Below are 18,042 nucleotides of genomic sequence, written 5' to 3'. Positions count from 1 at the left end.
CCAGACGCACAGTCGACGTCGACGCGTTCTGCTCGTGGTCCGCGTGCAGGATCAGGATACGGTCGAGCGCGCGCACCAGCACGTCGTTGACCTTGAACTCCTCGGACGGCGTCGAGAACATCATCCGCATGAAGTTCGCGCTGTACGAAAGATCGTTCTGCGGATACACAAACGGCTGGCCGATGCTGTACTTGTACGCCATTGCCACCAGCGTCGGCAGCTTCGCGATCATGCGGATCGCCGACACTTCACGATGATCTGCGTTCGTGATGTCGAGCGAGTCGTGATAGAACGCCGACAGCGCGCCGACCGCGGCGACCAGAATCGCCATCGGGTGCGCGTCACGACGGAAGCCACGGAAAAAGAAGTGCATCTGCTCGTGCACCATCGTGTGATTCGTCACAGCCTTCACGAACGCTTCCTTTTGCTGCGGATTCGGCAGTTCGCCCTTCAGCAGCAGATAGCAGGTCTCGAGGAAGTCCGCATTCTGCGCAAGGCTATCGATCGGATAGCCGCGGTACATCAGTTCGCCCTTGTCCCCATCGATATACGTGATGGCCGAATTGCACGCCGCTGTCGACATGAACCCCGGGTCATAGGTGAACTTGCCGGTCTGGCCGTATAGCTTGCGAATGTCGACCACGTCCGGGCCCATCGTTCCCTTGTAAACCGGAAGTTCGATTTTCTCGTTGCTATCCGAAAAAGTCAGTGTCGCGTGTGTGCCTGAGCTGTTCATTCGAGTTCCTCTTTCAATTCATTGAGCCAGCGGCCGATAACATCAATAAGATGCCGCCCGCTTTGATGGTGATTTGCATTCTACGGCGCGGCCTCTTCAACATTGCGTCGATATTCGCAACAACGAGTACCGCCGAAAGAAACACTCGTGACGCGAAGCTCGATGCGCACAAACATGCAAAGCCGACAAAATGAAAGAAAATGCCATGAATGCAACAATCTTTTGCCAGGCGGAACGATACATAGCGCGGATCGGTCTGCGATACTGACGTTCACCGATGGATCATCCGTGCTGCACGTGATGATTCACACACGCGTCGAATGCAGGCGTCGATGAAACTTATTGAACAGGGATGTCAAGAATGACACTGAATATGGAAGCGCTTTTTCCCGATACCGGCGAGCAGGAAGAGGCGATTGTCACTGCGCTGAATCATCAGGATATCGTGCTGGCGATGTCGGCGGCGCTCGCCACTGAAAAGATCGCGGTGCTGCACATGCTTTACCCGCGCACCGATGCGCGCACGCACGACAGCCTCGACGCGCTCGTCGACCAGTTGCACGGCCATGGTTTGCATGAAGTTGCGCGGCTGATCTCGCAGCAAGCCCACTATCTGGTTTTCCGGAACCCCACCAACGCGTGGAAGGCATTTCATGAAATCCGCAACGACTCACTCGCAATCGGCGTGCATCTTTACTACTGCGGCCGTGTCGGCGAGGCTGCGGAACGCGCACTCGACGAAGACGCGCATCAGCATGAAAAGAGCAAGCACAAGCACTAGGGCGAAAGCGACCCAAACGCAGGCCGCGCGACGTGCGGCGCGCGTTTGGGTCCAGCGGACGGTCACGCGCGAGCGGCAGTCGTTGCCGTCCGCACGAATTCGTCGACGTAGCGATTGAATGCAGCCGGATGCGCGAGATTCATTCCGTGGGACGCGCCGTTCACCGTGTTGCGGCGCGCATCCGGGCACCATGAAGCAAGTGCGTTGACGGTGCGTCTGAACATGTCCGGGCTCTTTTCACCGTCGATCAGCAGCACCGGGCAGCGGACCTGCGAAGCTTCGTCAGGCACATAAGCCGGTAGCGGGTCGCGAAACTGGCGTGCAAGCGTATGTGCATTGTCGGTCGCCATCGTGCGGAATGCGCCCGTACTCTTTGACCAGAATCCGGGACGGCTCACCGAATCGACAAAGAGCTGCAAGCCCGCCTCCACGTTCCCTTCTTCGATCAAATGCGCGGCTCGCGCGCGCAGCGCGTTCACCGTTTCCGGCAAGCGCGCGAGCGGACGGCCGGCAATCTGTAATGGCCCGCCCGGGTCCGCAAGTGTGAGTGTGCGCAGATGCCGCGCGTGCCGGCGCGCGAAGTGAAACGACACACAGCCGCCGCGCGAATGGCCAATCACATGCGCCGGCCCCGCGTCGAGCCGCTCGAGGAATTCGGCGAGTTCATCGGCGTGGCGGCTCCAGCTGAACGGCACGCGCGTCGGTGTATCGACATTGGGCCAATAGTGCGTAAGGCTCACCGCGACGCACCGGTAGCGGTCAGACAGGCCGTCGAGCTGCGGCTGCCAGTAGCGGTAGTCGCACAACGAGCCATGCACGAACAGCAGCAGTTCGCCGTCGCCGCGCTCGACATACGGCATCTGCAGGCCGTTGCTCAGCTCGACGAATGATGGCGTTAAAGCAGTCAGGGGGAGAGGTACGGGAGCATTCACGGCCGCAATTGTCCCACAGCCTCCGGTGGTGCGCATCGCGGCGGGCGCGCGCAGCGGCGCGGCCGCCCCGCGCGTTCACCCGGTCACTCGTACACGTAGGCGTCGATCAGGCCCGCTTCGGCCGCCGCGCCGGCGCCGCGCACCGCACAGGTCAGCGGCTCGTCGGCGACGCGAACGTCGAGACCGAGTTCACCGGCGAGATAACGCGTCAGATTGCCGAGCAGCGCGCCGCCGCCGGTCAGCATGATGCCTGCGTGCGCGATGTCGGTGACCAGTTCGGGCGGCGCATTCTCGAGCGCCGCCTTCACCGCAACCAGAATCTGGCGCAACGGCACGACGATCGCATCGGCAACGTCCTCCGTGCTGATCTCGATCGTGCGCGGCAGGCCGTCGTCGACACTGCGGCCGGTCGCGAACATCTTCTGCACATGCGCGTCGCGCAACGCCGACCCGATGGTTTTCTTCACGTGCTCGGCGGTTTGCTCGCCGAGCACCACGCCATACATACTGCGCACATAGTTGACGATTGCCTGGTCGAACTGATCGCCGCCGATGCGGATCGACCCGCTATACGCGATGCCGCCCAGCGCGATCACGCCGATTTCCGTCGTGCCGCCGCCGATATCGACGACCATCGAGCCGGTCGCCTCCGACACCGGTAATCCCGCGCCGACCGCCGACGCGAGCGATTCCTCGATCAGATTGACCTTCCACGCGCCCGCGGCCACCGCCGCCTCGCGGATCGCGCGCCGCTCGACCTGGGTCGCGCCAGCCGGCACGCAAATCGTGAAGGCGGCGCGCCGTGCAAAGAAAGGCCGCGGCTTCGCCATATCGACGAACTGGCGAATCATATGTTCGGCCGCCGGGAAATTCGCAATCACGCCGTGCCGCATCGGCCGCACCGGCTCGAGGTTGCCGGGCGCCCGGCCGAGCATCTGCTTCGCCTCCGCGCCGACCGCCGCGACACGCCTGCGCCCTTCCGCCGACATCTGCTTCTGAAAACACACAACCGAAGGCTGATTCACGACGATGCCGCCGTCGTCGGTGTAAATCAGCGTATTGGCCGTGCCGAGGTCCACGGCAACGGAGTAGCGGAACAGGCGTCCGAAAAACGAAGTGTGGTTCGGCGAAGCTTGCGGCATCGATCGCGCCATATGTCGGCTCTGTAGGTGTGTGGTTGGCCGCCTTGCGGGCGGCACGAAACTCTCGAACGCGCGGGTGGGCGCTACGCCGTCTCGTGCGTCGGGCATGTTTTTCAGGCTTATGACAGCCGTTAACGGCGGCATGCGGATAATCTTTAGCGCACCGTAGCGACCGCAGGGCTCGAAAAACCTACAAAAAGCCTTCATTCGCAGCGCGTTTCGCGCAATCGTCCGGCGCCCACGAGGTTTCGTTGCGCACGAACGCATGAATGGATCCAGACGCCGCCACTCGCCGGTTATTACCGCGCCGGCGAACCCAGCGCCGGCGATCGCCCGTAATCGCTCACCCGACGCAAGGCGGCGTAGGCGACCGGCGCGCATCGACTCGTGACGGGGCCTGGCCAGGCAAGCCCGTTTCAGCGGAAGTAGCGGGCGGGCGTTTCGCCGAGCGAATCCTTGAAGACCGCGATAAACGACGAGACGTCGTTATAGCCGACGTCGAGTGCGACGCGCGTCACGCTGGTGCCGGCGCCGAGCCGCTCGAGCGCGACCAGCAGACGCAATTGCTGCCGCCATTGCCCGAACGTGAGCCCGGTTTCCTTCACGAACAGCCGCGCAGCGGTGCGCGCGGTCACGCCGGCGTCCGCCGCGAGTTCGTCCAGCACGCCGGACTGCGCCGGATGCGCGATCAGCGCATCGGCGATACGCAGGATTCGCCGGTCGCGCGGGTACTGCAACGAAAGAGCCGCGTGGGCAAGCAGCGGCAGCCGGTCGACGATCACGTCGATCAGCCGCGATTCGGGACTGTCAGGCCGATAGTCCGCGCCGAATTGCGCGGCCGCGAGCAGCAATTCGTCGACGAGCGGCTCAACCGACACCACGCAATTTTCGGCGGGCACCGGCACGACCTCCGTGTCCGCGTACAGCGTATGGGTGACAACCGGATTCAGCGATGTCGCGCGATGCAGCGCGCCCGGCAGCAGCCATACCGCGTGATGCGGCGGCACCACCCATAGTCCTGTATCGGTGCGCACAGTCAACACTCCCTCGCTAACGTGCACGAATTGCGCGCGGCGCTCCGCTTGCCATGGCTTGTCCAGCGCGTCGTGCCGGTCGGCGAGCACGAAGACGGGACGCGGCACGACATTCGGATCGATGACGTCCATGGTGTCCGTTTTGCCCTGTCAGATATCGAAACCGTGCGAGATTAGCACGTTGGCCGAGAGCTTGCCGCAGCGCCGGCCAGAAGTCGGAGATGGGCCCAAAGAGTGCGCTCGGGGCCGCGGCGCAGCCGTAGCCGTGCACGCGCGACCGATCGGTGGCCTGCCCGCGTCGCCGTCGAAAATAAAGAATCTTTCATCAAGATGGCAAACGTGCGTTAGTCGAAAACACCGATCATGCACATGTTCTCAGTCCACCGGCGTTCGACCATGAATCAGCTCCACGCGATGCAATCCCATTCCCGAGCCGTCACCGCGCGCGAGCGCAACCGATTACGTAGTGACCGTCACGCACACCGCGGCCTGCTTTTGCCACAGCGCACTCTAGCCCCGTAGCCGTCGCGCGTCCGGCCACGCGCTTTCCCGTCCCGATCGTCAGTCGCGCCCGCCGAGGCGGGCGCGCGTGTCAACGTGCGCGCGTGCCGGCCGGCATTGACGACCAAGCGGGTCCAACGTCCAGATTCAACCCGAAGCCGCCGATACCATTTCATGAACGCCATTGTCCTGGTTGCCCTGCGCCGTCCGCTCACCTTCGTGGTGATGAGCATCCTCATCGTGCTCACTGGCGTGATGGCGATAATGAAGACGCCGACGGATATCTTTCCGGCGATCCGGATTCCAGTCGTCGCGGTCGTGTGGTCATACACCGGCCTGGCTCCGCAGGACATGTCAGGGCGCGTCGTCTACTACTACGAGCGCGCATTGACAACGACGGTCGCGAACATCGAACACATCGAAAGCCAGTCGCTGTATGGGACCGGCGTCGTGAAAATCTTCTTCCAGCCGGGCACCAACATCGCGGCCGCTCAGGCACAGGTGACCGCGGTCTCGCAGACCGTGCTCAAGCAGATGCCGGCCGGCATCACGCCACCGCAGGTGCTTTCGTATAGCGCATCGTCGGTGCCGGTGCTGTTTCTGCAGGTCTCCGCGCCCAGCATGACGGCCGCGCAGATCTACGATATGGCGTCCAATCTGATCCGGCCGGCGCTCGTGTCGGTGCCGGGCACGGCGATTCCGAATCCGTACGGTGGCAGTTCGCTGAACGTCGAAATCGATCTGAACCAGGCGAAGCTGCTCGCGCATGGTCTGTCGGCCACTGACGTCGCACATGCGCTCGCGAAAGAGAACGTCGTGTTGCCGGCCGGCGACCAGAAGATCGGCGCACTCGATTTCATGGTGCAGACCAACTCGACGCCGGTCGCGGTGCCGTCGTTCAACAACATGCCTATCAAGACCGTGAACGGCGCGACGGTTTACCTGCGGGACGTCGCGTACGTGCACCGCGGCTCGCCACCGCAAATCAATGCGGTGCTGGTAAAAGGCAAGCAGTCGGTGCTTATCGAGATTCTGAAAAGCGGCGATGCGTCGACGCTGTCCGTCGTCGCAGGTATCAAGAAGGCGCTGCCCGCCATCGTCAAGACACTGCCGGCCGGCGTGAAGATCACTCCGCTCAACGACACTTCCGGGTTCGTGAAGGATTCGGTGCGCGACGTCGTGCAGGAGATGATTACCGCAGCCGTGCTCACGGGCTTGACGGTGCTGCTCTTTCTCGGCAGCTGGCGCTCGACGCTGATCGTCGCGACGTCCATTCCGCTTGCGATTCTGTGCTCGGTCATCATGCTGCACCTGACCGGTCAGACGATCAACGTGATGACACTAGGCGGACTCGCGCTCGCGGTGGGGATTCTCGTCGACGATGCGACGGTGATGATCGAAAATATCGACGCACACCTCGAAACAGGCGAGGAACTGGAGCCGGGCATTATCGCGGCCGCCAATCAGATCGTCGTACCGACGCTCGTCGCGACGCTTTGCATATGCATTGTGTGGCTGCCGATGTTTCAGCTCGGCGGCATTTCCGGCTACCTGTTCCGTCCGCTCGCCGAGGCGATCATCTATGCCATGCTCGCGTCGTTCATATTGTCGCGCACGCTGGTGCCGACGATGGCCGCATGGCTGCTGCGCGGGCAATTGCACCTTCCGCACGGACACGGACACGGTCACGGACACGGTCACGGGCATGGCCACGGCCGTGCGGGTGCTAATCCGGGTTTCTTCAAACGCTTCCAGCGCGGCTTCGAGCAGCGTTTCACCGCCTTTCGCGAGAGATATCGCGATGTGCTGACGCTCGCACTATTTCACCGCAAACGCTTTGTACTGGTGTTCGTCGCATGTGCGGTTGCATCGATGGGTCTCGTGGGTTTTCTCGGCCGCGACTTCTTCCCGAGTATCAAGTCGGACGAGATCGATATGCACATGCGCGCGCCAGCCGGCACCCGGCTCGAAGACACCGGAAAAATCGCGGACCTGGTGAATCATGGCATTCGCCGCACCTTGCCTGGCCAGGTCACGAATCTGGTCGACAACTGTGGCTTGCCCACTAGCAGCACCAACGAAGCGTACAACTCGGACGGCACCATCGGACCACAGGACTGCGACGTTACGATCAGCCTCAAAAATGAGGCGTCGCCGGTGGACGAATACCGCGCGAAGCTGCGCCGCGACCTGCCGAAGATGTTCCCCGGCACGCAGTTCTCGTTTCTGCCGGGCGACATCACCGCGAAGATCCTGAATTTCGGCTTGCCCGCGCCGATCGACGTGCAGATTTCCGGCCGCGGACAACTGGCTAACATGGCCTTCGCGCAGAAGCTTGCCGCGCGTCTGCGCCAGATTCCTGGTGCAGCCGATGTACATGTTCAGCAGGTGTTCAACGCGCCGACGCTGAAAGTAGATGCAGACCGCAGTTTTGCGTCCGGCGTGAATCTGACCGAGGCGAGCATCGCAAACAACGCACTCGCGACGCTCTCCGGCAGCGGGCAAACGGCGCCGACGTACTGGCTCGACACGACCAACGGCGTGTCGCACCTCGTCAATCTGCAGACGCCGCAAGACCAGCTCTCGTCGATGAACGACCTCGAGACGATCCCTATCGATCAAGGCAACGGCTCACCGAGCGGCAGCAGCACACAACTGCTCGGCGCGCTCGGCACGATCTCGCAGACCGGTTCGCCGCTCGTCGTATCACACTTCAACATCCTGCCGGTGGTCGACGTGTACGTCAGCAACCAGCAACGCGATCTGGGCGCAGTCGAAGGCGACGTCGAAAAGGTCGTGAACCAGATGCAGGCGCAGTTGCCACGCGGTGCGAGCGTTCATTTGCGCGGCCAGGCGACGACGATGAAGAACGCCTATGGGCAACTGCTCGGGGGCCTCGCGATATCGGTGCTGCTGGTGTACCTGGTGATCGTCATCAATTTTCAGTCCTGGCTCGATCCGTTCATCATCATCACCGCGCTGCCGGGCGCACTCGCAGGCATCGCGTGGAGCCTCTTTCTCACGCATACGAACCTGTCCGTGCCTGCGCTCACCGGCGCAATCATGTGCATGGGCACCGCGACGGCAAACTCGATTCTGGTGGTGTCGTTCGCGCGCGAGCGACTGGCCGCGCACGGCGATGCGGTGGCCGCCGCGATCGAAGCAGGCTATGCGCGCATCCGGCCCGTGCTGATGACCGCGCTCGCAATGATCATCGGCATGCTGCCGATGTCGCTGAGCAATTCGCAGAACGCGCCGCTCGGCCGGGCCGTGATCGGCGGTCTGCTGATCGCCACATTCGCCACTTTGCTATTTGTCCCCTGTGTGTTCGCGATCATGCATCGCAACGTCAAAGACGCCCCCACGGAGTCTCATCTATGAACATCCCTCGCGAGGTGCTGGCGCCGAGCCAAAGCCGGGCTAAATGGTCCGTCATGGTCGCCGCGCTGATTCTCGGCGGTCTCGTCGTCCATGGCATCGTTCAACGGCACGACGCGTTCGTCGACCTGAAAGCCGCAACCGACGAAGAGTCAGTGCCCCAGGTGCAGGTGATGGCGCCGGCGCGAGGTCCCGCGACGCGCACCGTCACGCTGCCCGGCAACGTCAACGCGTGGTACACCGCGCCGATCTATGCCCAAGTGTCGGGTTATGTGCAAAAGTGGTATGTCGACTACGGAGCGTTCGTCAAGAAGGGTGCACTGCTCGCCACGATCGATGCGCCGACTGTCGATCAGCAGTATCAGGGAGCGCTTGCCGATCTCGCCGTTGCGCAGACCAATAGCAAGCTGGCGGACGTTACCGCGACGCGCTGGAAGGCACTCGCCGGCACAGAAGCGGTCGCGCAGGAAGACGTCGACATCAAGACAGCGAATGCGGCCGCGAAGGACGCGATGGTGATGGCGGCGGAGCACAACGTCGAGCGCTACCATGCGCTCGAGCAGTTTAAAAGTATCGTTGCGCCATTCGACGGCGTGATCACGTCGCGCGATACGGACATCGGCAACTACGTCAACGCGGCAGGCGGCGACGTCAGTTCCCGCGGTGCCGCCGATGAACTGTTTTCGGTGGCGGACGTCCATGAGATGCGCCTGTTCGTGTCGGTGCCGCAGGATTACTCCGACATGCTAAAGCCCGGCCTCGACGCGACCTTCACGGTGCCGCAATATCCAGGGCGTCAGTTCCACGCGAAGCTGCTGACCACCGCGAAGGCATTCGACCCGCGCACCCGAACGGTCGTTACCGAACTGGTCGCCGATAACCCCGACCGTCTGTTGTGGCCCGGCACATATGCGACGGTAACCTTTAAAGTACCCTCCGACCAGAACGTGCTCGTCGTGCCGGAACAGGCGCTGGTGTTCCGTGAACAGGGCATGCAGATTGCGCTCGTGGGACCGCACGACCGGGTGCATCTGCAGAACGTGAAGCTCGGGCTCAATCTTGGCCAGCGGGTGCAGATTCTCTCGGGACTGAAGCCGACCGATCGGTTCATCGTCAGTCCTTCAGCTGGAATACTCGACGGCCAGAAGGTCGAAGTCGTCGAAGGCGTGCCCGGCATCCGACCGGCGGGTGCGATCGCACAATCCTCACAAGCCGCTGGTCAGAAACTTGCCGATGCCGGCCCAGCTGGAAGCGACTCCAAATGAAGCGCCACGTCAAACCCGCTGCCGGCCGCGCCGGCAAGCTTGTCGGCATCTTGCTGGCGCTTGTCGCGCCGCTTGCCGGCTGCAGCCTCGCGCCCGTCTACACACCGCCGCACACGACGCTGCTCCCGATGAGCTACAAGGGAACCGGTCCGTTCGTGCTCGCCCATCCCGACGACGAGCTCGCGCATGGGCCGTGGTGGAACATGTTCGGCAACACTGAGCTCGACCAGCTCGAAACCGAACTCGACGCGGCGAATCCGGATCTGAAGGCAGCGCAGGAGACTTATACGCAGGCCCGCGACGTGGTTGCCGAAGCCCGTTCGCAACTGTTTCCGCAATTGAGCGCGCAAGCGTTCGCATCGCAAAACGCGGAGTCGGCGCATACCCTCTTCCACAGCCTTGCGTCGAGCCCTTCGCTGCCCCTTGAAGAGGCGTCGCTAGGTTATGGCGCGGCCGCGAGCTGGGAACCCGATTTCTGGGGCGAGATTCGCAACCGGACCAACTTTGCGAAGGCCAGCGCGCAGGCCACCGCGGCGCTCGTCGCAACAGCACGACTCAGTCTCGAGATGGAGTTGGCAAGCGACTACATGATGTTGCGCGGGCTCGACGCGCAGCAAGCGGTTTATACGAACACACTCGGTTACTACCGCGATGCGGTGAACATCACCAGGCTGCGTTACACCGGCAAGATCGGTTCCGGCCTCGATCTCGAGCGGGCTCGCGACCAGCTGGCCACGGCGCAGGCCGCCGATACCGATATCGAAGCGCAACGCGCCGTCCTCGAGCATGCGATTGCGGTACTCGCAGGCCAGAACCCGTCGACGTTTTCGCTGCCGCCCGGCGATCTGAAACCGCTGACAATTCCTGTGATCCCGGTGGGCGTACCGTCCGAGCTGCTGCAACGGCGCCCCGACATCGCGGCGTCCGAGCGCGAAATGGCCGCGGCCAACGCGGCGATCGGTGTTGCGCGCGCGGCGTTCTACCCGAACATCCGGCTCAGCGCCAGTTTCGGCTTCGAGGACAACGGCATCGGACTTGCGTCATTGCCGGACAGCCTGTGGAGCGTCGGCGCTTCGGCGTTGCTGCCGTTATTCGAGGGCGGGCTGCGCCGGGCCGAGGAACAGCAGAGCTGGTCTTCGCTCCATCAGGCCGCGGACACCTACCGGTCGACGGTGCTCAAAGCGTTCCAGCAGGTCGAGGATCAATTATCGCTGACGACGAAGCTCGCCACCGAGTACAAGCAGCAGAGCGACGCCGTCCGCGCGTCGGTGAAGGCACAGGACATCGCGATGCAGCTCTATACGAGCGGTCTGAACGACTACCTCAACGTCACGGTCGCGCAAATCGCCGCATTAAACGCTGAATTGTCGAAGGTTCAGGTGAAGACTCGCCGGCTGCAGGCGGCGGTCGATCTGATCGGCGCGGTGGGCGGCGGCTGGTCGGCGCAAGACCTGCCTACGCCGGATCAGACAGTGCCGTTCCAGCCGATCGCGATGCGCACTTCGCCGCAGGACGAGCACACACGGTAACGATGGAGCGCGCCGCCGTCGTTCAATTGCGGTCCTCCGGGTCTTTCCGCCGTATTTCCGCAAGCCGGGTCATCGTACGCAAATGCATTCGTTCAGCCACCCAATAGTAGGGCAAGCGTTCCGTGGGATCGCCGGAACGCTTGCATGAGGAAGGGAATTCAATCGACGCAGGAGTTTCGGAACCGCTCCCGCTATTGTCGCGCGTCGTTCGGCTCGGGCAAACTCATCTCGATGATCGCGTCGACGCAGATAGCAGGTCACGCCCAGGCATTTCGAGCGCAAAACCACGGCTCGCTGTATTTCTCGTTCGGTGTGGATGCGGTTTTAGCGGCCCGCATGCCGCGATGCGTGCGCAGCCAGCTCTGGCCCGCACGCCTGAGACACGATAGGTAGCCGCTTTGCGTGCCGCCCACTATAGATCACGACACGCAAAAACGGCACCGTTCATCTGCCGGGGTGCTGCGGGACATCAATAAAACCCGCTCGCGCCACCACTGTAGATAATCGGCGTCGTCGGCACCTTTACATTCTCACCGAGACAGTCGGCGCGGTATTTCAGCCTGAGTCGTGCTTCCGCTTCCTGAATTTCCGACGGATAGTAGTTGTCGTCTCCCGCACCCGCCTGGTAACCCACCGATTCGAGTTCGCTAAGCTCCTGCATCAATTGTGCATGCGTGACCGGCTTGCTCAGCGGTGTGAAAGGATAGTCATTGCATTCATGCGGCGTCAGCCGGGTGCTGGCCGACGCCGCGCCGCTTGCGAGCAAAACGCAAAGTACCACCGTCGTTTTCATCCAGAATGGTTTCATGTCATCCGCTCCTTGCGCGATATTGTGACGACACAAGGATGGTCCACACGCCGTATCGAAACTCCATAAAACGGATGAACTTTTTGTTAGGCGGCAATGCGTCGGCCTCGACGTCACCATCACGGTCATGGGTCCAGCCGCCCGCCCGAGCCATTGCGCCCAATAGATGAAATTTCTTTCATTGTTGCATGACGGATTCGCTAGGGCGTCCTTCTTACACTGAACTCGTCGATGCAGATAACCCCTGCTCATGTCGACGACCGGTCCCTCTGTTAACCCGATTAGGAATGCCAATATGAAACTCGCACTCATCGCCTTCGCCGTTGCCGGCGCCACCCTGTGCAGCCCCGTCTTCGCTCAGAGCGTCGCTACTGCCAGCACGAACTCCGTCGCAAACACCGCGCCTGCGGATCCATCGACCTCCCTTTCGCAAGCCGGCCAATGGGTACCGCCGTACGGCAAGCCGGTGCAGGGCCTGACGCGCGCCCAGGTCTATCAGGATCTCGTCCACGCGGAAAAGGACGGGCAATATCAGTATCTGAATCAGCAGTTGTACTCGCACGGTTGAGCGCGAGACCCGGGCGCGGCAACGTGAATCCCGCAGTTGCCGCGCGACTGGCATCGTTTTCCCGCCAGCGCGAGTAGAACAGTCGCGGGCTTCCGTCGAAACAGCCGCGCAACACCGCCGTCGTGACGTATACCCAGCGTCGTCTCCTAGCCGAATATGTAACCGGACCCGCGCACCGTCCGGATCAGCGGTTGCGCGCCGGGCGGATCGATCTTCTTGCGCAGGCGGCCCATATGCACGTCAACCAGATTGGTGCCCGGATCGAAGTGATAACCCCATACCGCCTCGAACAGCATCGTGCGCGTAACCGTGCAGCCAGCATGACGCATCATGTATTCGAGCACCCGGTACTCAGTCGGCAACAGCGCGATTTCTTCGCCGTCGCGGCGCGCCTTGTGCGCAATCAGGTCGAGTTCGATCGACCCAACCGACAGCACAGCCTCCGTCGGCTGAGCCGGCGCCTGGCGTCTGCGCACCAGCGCTTCGAGCCGGGCCGCCATTTCTTCGGGATCGCACGGCTTGGTCAGATAGTCGTCGCCGCCGGCACGCAGGCCTCGCACACGATCATCGATATCGCCGAGCGCGCTTAACATCAGCACCGGCGTCGTCACACCGACTCTGCGCATCGTCGTGAGAATAGTCAGACCGTCCACGCCCGGCAGCATCCGGTCGAGGGTGATAACGTCGTAATCGTCGGCAAGCGCACTGACCAGTCCCTCCTTGCCATTATCGACCCAATGCACGGAAATGCCTCTTCGGCCAAGCTCGTTGACAACCGTGGCCGCGGCGGTCTCGTCGTCTTCTATCGTAAGGACTCGGAACATATTAGTCTGATCGTCTCCTGTGTCGTCGGGCTCGCACAACCGATCGCGTTCGTCCGCTTCCGGCCCCGATTCGCCACTGCGAGCGTACGCGAGATCGGTGCATTGACGTTGCTGTTTGGTTAGCGAAGTTTCCCGTTTGCACGGTGCTCCAGACGCGACGGCGGCACCATTCGAATGCGCGCGACGAACGATCCGAACCTATCCCCGCAAAACATAGCTTTCCTACCGTTCAGTCGTCCCCAGAGCACATGCCGGGTATGCGGACCAGATAGCACGTATCGAAAAATTCCGGTATGTTTCGTGCCCACGCCGACGCGGCGCGTCAGTGCAAAAGCTTTCAAACCGAAGGCTCGCACACCATCGCCGCCGCCGCTTAAACCGTGAGCACGAGAGAGAGACGATGAACGGGAGACACCCCGACACTGAAAATGTATTGCAACCAAAACGACGAGATATCGTAAGCGCGCTCGTCTATCTATTCGAGCGTGTGATGCCGGACCCGTTCGTGCTATCGATCGGTCTCACGGTGGTCGTGATCGTACTGTCGATGCTGTTCGCACCGAAGGCCGACATTCCGCACATTCTCAGCGCGTGGTACGGCGGCGCATTCGGCATTCTCGGCTTTGCACTGCAGATGATCCTGATTCTCGCCACCGGCTTTGCGATCGCCGATGCGCCGGTCGTGCAGCGCGCATTGCGTGCGCTCGCGTCGCGCGTGCAGACGCCGACCAAAGCAGCGCTCGTTGTATTTCCGATCGTTGCAGTCGCGGCGTGGCTGAACTGGGGACTGGGGCTGGTGGTCGGCGCGTTGCTCGCGCGCGAGATCGCCAAACGGGTCAATGTCGATTTCGCGTGGCTCGTCGCGGGCAGTTATTCCGCGTGGTCCATCTGCAATAGCGGGCTGTCGAGCTCGATTGCGCTGTCGCAGGCATCTCACGGCAATGCACTGAACCTGGTCGAGAAAGCGACGGGCCAGGTGATCCCGCTGACGCAGACGGTGTTCGCACCGTTCGTGTTTGTGCCGACGATTGCCGTGGTTGTCGTGATGACGTTCATCTTCATCAAGATGCATCCGCGCAATGCGGCGATCACGCCGCTGCGCGAAGCACCCGCCGCGCCCGCCGACGATCCGCACGCACGCAGCGCGGGCGACGGCTCGCTCGCCGCGCGCCTCGAGCAATCGATGCTCGGCACGCTGCTGCTGCTCGCGATGGGCATCGGCTATCTCGCGATCCAGTGGCATCAGAAAGGGTTCGAGCTCGATATCAATACGACGATCCTGATCTTCCTGCTCGCCGGGCTCGCGCTGCAGCGTACACCGATTGCCTACGCGGATGCGATTCGCCGCGCGGCGCGGCAGACCGGTTCGATGCTGCTGCAATACCCGATGTATGGCGGCGTGATGGGAATCATGAGCGGCACCGGGCTCGCGTCGGTCATCGCGAAGACCTTCGTGGTCGTATCGACGCCCGCGACGCTCGCGCTTTGGAGCTATCTGAGTTCGCTAATCATCACGCTGCTGATTCCCAGCGCAGGCGGACACTGGGCAGTGCAAGGCCCCTTCGTGCTGCCCGCCGCGTTGAGTCTGCATGCACCAGTCGCACGCACCGCAATGGGTGTCGCGATGGCGGAGAATGTGTCGAACATGCTGCAGCCGTTCTGGGCAGTGCCGGTCGTTGCGATTGCCGGCATTCGCATTCAGCGTGTGATGGGATACACCGCGGTGACCTTTGTCGTATCGCTGGTGATCTACGCGTTGTCGCTGTGGCTGGTGCCGTAACGCATCGATGCATTTGACGCGTTCCGAATGCCGCGCGCTCGCCCGCCGGCATCGGTGAACAAGCGCGGGTCAATCATTCATTCCGGTCCTCGTCGATCACGCTTCATCCGCATCGCGCCGATACAGTTTGATCACTGCCGAAAAGTCGAGCTTGCCCGCGCCGTTCGTGCTCATCGCCTGATATAGCTGCTGTGCGAGCGCGCCAACGAAGACCGGCTGCCGCACCGACTTCGCGGCGTCGGTCGCAAGGCCGATATCCTTGAGCATCAGATCCGTGCCGAAGCCACCGGTATAGCCACGCGACGACGGTGCGGTATCGATCACGCCGGGAAACGGGTTATACGTATCCGAGCTCCAGCATCGCCCCGTCGACGTGTTCATGATGCTCGCCAGCACCTTCGGATCGATGCCGAGCGCTTCCCCGAGCGCCATCCCTTCCGCGACGCCCGCCATCGTGACGCCGAGCACGAGGTTATTACAGATTTTCGCGACCTGACCGGTGCCGGTGTCGCCGCAATGCACGATATTGCGCCCCATCGCGGACAACACCGGTTTCACGTGTTCGTACGCGTCGGTACTGCCACCGACCATGAAGGTCAGCGTCCCCGCCACCGCACCGCCTGTACCGCCGGACACCGGCGCATCGACGAATGCGTTACGTTGCCGTTGCGCGAGTTCCGCGAACGCTTTGACGCTGGCCGGGTCGATCGTGCTCGAATCGACGATCGTCACGCCTTGCGCGACGCCGGCAAGTACCCCGTCGTCGCCAGTTAGCACGCTGCGCACGTGCGCGGCGGCAGGCAGCATCGTGATCACGCATTCGGCGGCGGTGGCCGCCGCTTTCGGCGACGCGGCCGGCACCGCGCCCGCTTCCGCGAGCGCCTGCACCGCCGCTGCGCTGACATCGAACACTTGCAGTGCGTGCCCAGCCTTGAGCAGATTGCGCGCCATTGGCGCGCCCATATTGCCGAGTCCTACGAAACCGATTTTCATCGAGTTGTCTCCGTATCAGCGTGCGGTCGGTTTTTTACCGGTACGTCACATGTTGCAGCGCCAGTCAGCGCAAGTCGGGAAAGTCTTCCTCCCAATACTCGCCGGGCAGGCGCGCTGGCTCGCCCGTGCGATCGAGCTCGCGGCGCCGCAGTTCGACGCGGCGGATCTTCCCGGAAATCGTCTTCGGCAGTTCGCAGAACTGCAGACGGCGAATCCGCTTGTACGGCGCGAGCTTTTCGCGCGCGAAGCGGAATACGTCGTGTGCCACTTCCGGGCTCGCATCGAAGCCCTGACGCACGGTGACAAACGCCTTCGGCACGGAGAAGCGCAACGCGTCCGGGCTCGGTACGACTGCCGCTTCGGCGATCGCCTCATGCTCGATCAGCACGCTCTCGATCTCAAACGGACTTAACCGGTAATCGGACGATTTGAATACGTCGTCGGAGCGCCCGACGTAGACGAGGTAGCCGTCGTCACGCCGTAGCGCGACATCTGACGTGTGGTAATAGCCGTTGCGCATTGCGTGCGCGGTCGCCGTCCCGTTGTTTGCGTAACCGGTCATCAGGCCGAGCGGACGCTGCGCGAGCGGCAGCGCGATTTCGCCTTCGTTGACGGGCTGGTCGTCCATATCGACCAGTTCGACCTGGTAGCCCGGCAGCGGCCGCCCCATCGAGCCGGGCACCACCGGTTGTCCAGGCGAATTGCCGACCTGGCAGGTGGTTTCGGTCTGACCGTAGCCATCGCGGATCGTGATATTCCATGCGTGGCGCACGCGCTCGATGATCTCCGGATTGAGCGGCTCGCCCGCGCCGACAATCTCGCGCAGTTTTACCGGATACGACGCCAACGGCTCCTGGACCAGCATCCGCCAGACCGTGGGCGGCGCGCACAAGGTCGTGACGTTGCAGCGCACCAGCGTGCGCAGCGTGTCTTTCGGCACAAAGCGCGCGAAGTTGTAGACGAACACGCATGCGTGCGCATTCCACGGCGCAAAAAAACAGCTCCATGCGTGCTTCGCCCAGCCAGGCGAACTGATGTTCCAATGAATGTCGCCGGGTTGCAGCCCGATCCAGTACATCGTCGACAGATGGCCGACCGGATAGCTCTGATGCGTATGCTCGACGAGCTTGGGTTTCGATATCGTGCCGGACGTGAAATACAGCAGCATCGGGTCGGCCGCTCGTGTCGGGCCATCGGGAGTAAATGACGGCGATGCGTCGTACGCGGCCGCGATATCGGTCCAGCCGTCGCGCGGTGCACCGACCGAAATGCGCGTGAGCCGCGTGCCGAGCGCATCGAACTTCGCGAGTTCCGTACTGTCGACGATCGCGACGTTCGCGCCTCCTAGCTGCACGCGATCGCGCACGTCGTCCGCGGATAGCTGGGTGGTCGCCGGCAACACGATCGCGCCGAGCTTCATCGCGGCCAGCATCACGTCCCACAGCTCCGCGCGGTTCGGCAGCATCAGCAGCAGCCGGTCGCCGCGGCTCACACCCAGCCCGCTCAGGAAGTTAGCCATCCGGTTCGAGCGCTCAGCCATCTGCGCATACGAAAGCCTGAGGCCGTCGCCATCTGTGTCGTCGACGATCCATAGCGCCGGACTGTCGTTACCGCGCGCGATCACGTCGAAATAGTCGAGCGCCCAGTTGAATTCCCCGAGCACCGGCCACTTGAACTCGCGATACGCGCGTTCGTAGTCGGTGCGATAGCGCAACAACAGGTCACGTGCTTCGATAAAGCCGTCGGCTGCTGGCATCGATCGTCTCCACGG

14 protein-coding genes are annotated in these 18,042 nt (G+C 62.5%); 6 read left to right on the top strand and 8 right to left on the bottom strand.

The window, feature by feature from the left end; all coding sequences use genetic code 11:
- The coding region (locus BX592_RS04050; protein WP_279589169.1) for a citrate/2-methylcitrate synthase at positions 1 to 736 on the bottom strand (736 nt) is incomplete at its 3' end.
- Positions 737 to 1,097: 361 nt separating this feature from the next.
- Here BX592_RS04050 and BX592_RS04045 point away from each other — a divergent pair.
- Entirely contained in the window at positions 1,098 to 1,517 is a 420-nt protein-coding gene (locus tag BX592_RS04045; RefSeq protein WP_134190347.1) for a hypothetical protein, read from the top strand.
- Positions 1,518 to 1,579: 62 nt separating this feature from the next.
- Here BX592_RS04045 and BX592_RS04040 read toward each other — a convergent pair whose 3' ends face one another.
- The 3 genes from BX592_RS04040 to BX592_RS04030 form a co-directional block, all read right to left on the bottom strand.
- A complete protein-coding gene (locus BX592_RS04040; protein ID WP_134190390.1) occupies positions 1,580 to 2,377 on the bottom strand; it encodes an alpha/beta fold hydrolase in 798 nt (265 codons plus the stop codon).
- Between the two features lie 155 nt (positions 2,378 to 2,532).
- The gene (gene mreB / locus BX592_RS04035; protein WP_134190389.1) at positions 2,533 to 3,603 is read right to left on the bottom strand and encodes a rod shape-determining protein; all 1,071 of its coding nucleotides are present in this window, start codon (positions 3,601 to 3,603) and stop codon (positions 2,533 to 2,535) included.
- Between the two features lie 404 nt (positions 3,604 to 4,007).
- Positions 4,008 to 4,757, bottom strand: a complete 750-nt coding sequence (locus tag BX592_RS04030; RefSeq protein WP_134190346.1) for an AraC family transcriptional regulator — start codon at positions 4,755 to 4,757, stop codon at positions 4,008 to 4,010.
- Between the two features lie 543 nt (positions 4,758 to 5,300).
- Here BX592_RS04030 and BX592_RS04025 point away from each other — a divergent pair.
- Genes BX592_RS04025 through BX592_RS04015 form a run of 3 tightly spaced genes read left to right on the top strand, consistent with a single transcriptional unit; the run spans position 5,301 to position 11,298 of the window.
- Complete coding sequence (locus BX592_RS04025) at positions 5,301 to 8,507, top strand: efflux RND transporter permease subunit (RefSeq protein ID WP_134190345.1); 3,207 nt, start codon at positions 5,301 to 5,303, stop codon at positions 8,505 to 8,507.
- Positions 8,504 to 9,769: an efflux RND transporter periplasmic adaptor subunit gene (locus BX592_RS04020; protein WP_134190344.1), complete on the top strand. Its 1,266-nt coding sequence runs from the start codon at positions 8,504 to 8,506 to the stop codon at positions 9,767 to 9,769. The genes BX592_RS04025 and BX592_RS04020 overlap by 4 nt, the downstream gene beginning before the upstream one ends.
- Positions 9,766 to 11,298 (top strand): efflux transporter outer membrane subunit, encoded by a 1,533-nt coding sequence (locus BX592_RS04015; protein WP_134190343.1) that lies wholly within the window; start codon positions 9,766 to 9,768, stop codon positions 11,296 to 11,298. The genes BX592_RS04020 and BX592_RS04015 overlap by 4 nt, the downstream gene beginning before the upstream one ends.
- 469 nt (positions 11,299 to 11,767) lie before the next feature.
- Here the strand turns inward: BX592_RS04015 and BX592_RS04010 are convergent, their stop codons facing one another.
- Positions 11,768 to 12,106 (bottom strand): DUF4148 domain-containing protein, encoded by a 339-nt coding sequence (locus BX592_RS04010; RefSeq protein ID WP_243849290.1) that lies wholly within the window; start codon positions 12,104 to 12,106, stop codon positions 11,768 to 11,770.
- Between the two features lie 295 nt (positions 12,107 to 12,401).
- Here BX592_RS04010 and BX592_RS04005 point away from each other — a divergent pair, with 295 nt between their 5' ends.
- Positions 12,402 to 12,674: a DUF4148 domain-containing protein gene (locus BX592_RS04005; RefSeq protein ID WP_134190342.1), complete on the top strand. Its 273-nt coding sequence runs from the start codon at positions 12,402 to 12,404 to the stop codon at positions 12,672 to 12,674.
- Between the two features lie 146 nt (positions 12,675 to 12,820).
- On the opposite strand, the gene BX592_RS04000 is transcribed toward BX592_RS04005, so the two are convergent.
- A complete protein-coding gene (locus BX592_RS04000; protein WP_134190341.1) occupies positions 12,821 to 13,498 on the bottom strand; it encodes a response regulator transcription factor in 678 nt (225 codons plus the stop codon).
- Positions 13,499 to 13,931: 433 nt separating this feature from the next.
- Between BX592_RS04000 and BX592_RS03995 the strand changes: the two genes are divergently transcribed.
- Positions 13,932 to 15,278 carry a short-chain fatty acid transporter gene (locus tag BX592_RS03995; RefSeq protein ID WP_279589168.1) on the top strand — a complete coding sequence of 449 codons (1,347 nt, stop codon included), beginning with the start codon at positions 13,932 to 13,934 and terminating at the stop codon, positions 15,276 to 15,278.
- A 96-nt stretch (positions 15,279 to 15,374) separates the two neighbouring features.
- On the opposite strand, the gene mmsB is transcribed toward BX592_RS03995, so the two are convergent.
- Positions 15,375 to 16,271, bottom strand: coding sequence for a 3-hydroxyisobutyrate dehydrogenase (gene mmsB / locus BX592_RS03990; protein ID WP_134190339.1), 897 nt, complete (start codon positions 16,269 to 16,271; stop codon positions 15,375 to 15,377).
- 64 nt (positions 16,272 to 16,335) lie between these two features.
- Complete coding sequence (locus BX592_RS03985) at positions 16,336 to 18,027, bottom strand: AMP-binding protein (RefSeq protein ID WP_134190338.1); 1,692 nt, start codon at positions 18,025 to 18,027, stop codon at positions 16,336 to 16,338.
- Between the last annotated feature and the right edge of the window lie 15 nt (positions 18,028 to 18,042).

The sequence above is a fragment of the Paraburkholderia rhizosphaerae genome, assembly GCF_004366595.1.
Classification (GTDB): Bacteria; Pseudomonadota; Gammaproteobacteria; order Burkholderiales; family Burkholderiaceae; genus Paraburkholderia; species Paraburkholderia rhizosphaerae.
Note: the sequence above shows the minus strand (reverse complement) of the source record. Positions and strands in the feature narration are given on the sequence as shown.

Coding starts and splice junctions, on each gene's coding strand:
- BX592_RS04045 (WP_134190347.1), top strand. CDS start 1,098: ATGACACTGAATATGGAAGCGCTTTTTCCCGATACCGGCGAGCAGGAA.
- BX592_RS04040 (WP_134190390.1), bottom strand. CDS start 2,377: ATGCCGTATGTCGAGCGCGGCGACGGCGAACTGCTGCTGTTCGTGCAT.
- mreB (WP_134190389.1), bottom strand. CDS start 3,603: ATGGCGCGATCGATGCCGCAAGCTTCGCCGAACCACACTTCGTTTTTC.
- BX592_RS04030 (WP_134190346.1), bottom strand. CDS start 4,757: ATGGACGTCATCGATCCGAATGTCGTGCCGCGTCCCGTCTTCGTGCTC.
- BX592_RS04025 (WP_134190345.1), top strand. CDS start 5,301: ATGAACGCCATTGTCCTGGTTGCCCTGCGCCGTCCGCTCACCTTCGTG.
- BX592_RS04020 (WP_134190344.1), top strand. CDS start 8,504: ATGAACATCCCTCGCGAGGTGCTGGCGCCGAGCCAAAGCCGGGCTAAA.
- BX592_RS04015 (WP_134190343.1), top strand. CDS start 9,766: ATGAAGCGCCACGTCAAACCCGCTGCCGGCCGCGCCGGCAAGCTTGTC.
- BX592_RS04010 (WP_243849290.1), bottom strand. CDS start 12,106: ATGAAACCATTCTGGATGAAAACGACGGTGGTACTTTGCGTTTTGCTC.
- BX592_RS04005 (WP_134190342.1), top strand. CDS start 12,402: ATGAAACTCGCACTCATCGCCTTCGCCGTTGCCGGCGCCACCCTGTGC.
- BX592_RS04000 (WP_134190341.1), bottom strand. CDS start 13,498: ATGTTCCGAGTCCTTACGATAGAAGACGACGAGACCGCCGCGGCCACG.
- mmsB (WP_134190339.1), bottom strand. CDS start 16,271: ATGAAAATCGGTTTCGTAGGACTCGGCAATATGGGCGCGCCAATGGCG.
- BX592_RS03985 (WP_134190338.1), bottom strand. CDS start 18,027: ATGCCAGCAGCCGACGGCTTTATCGAAGCACGTGACCTGTTGTTGCGC.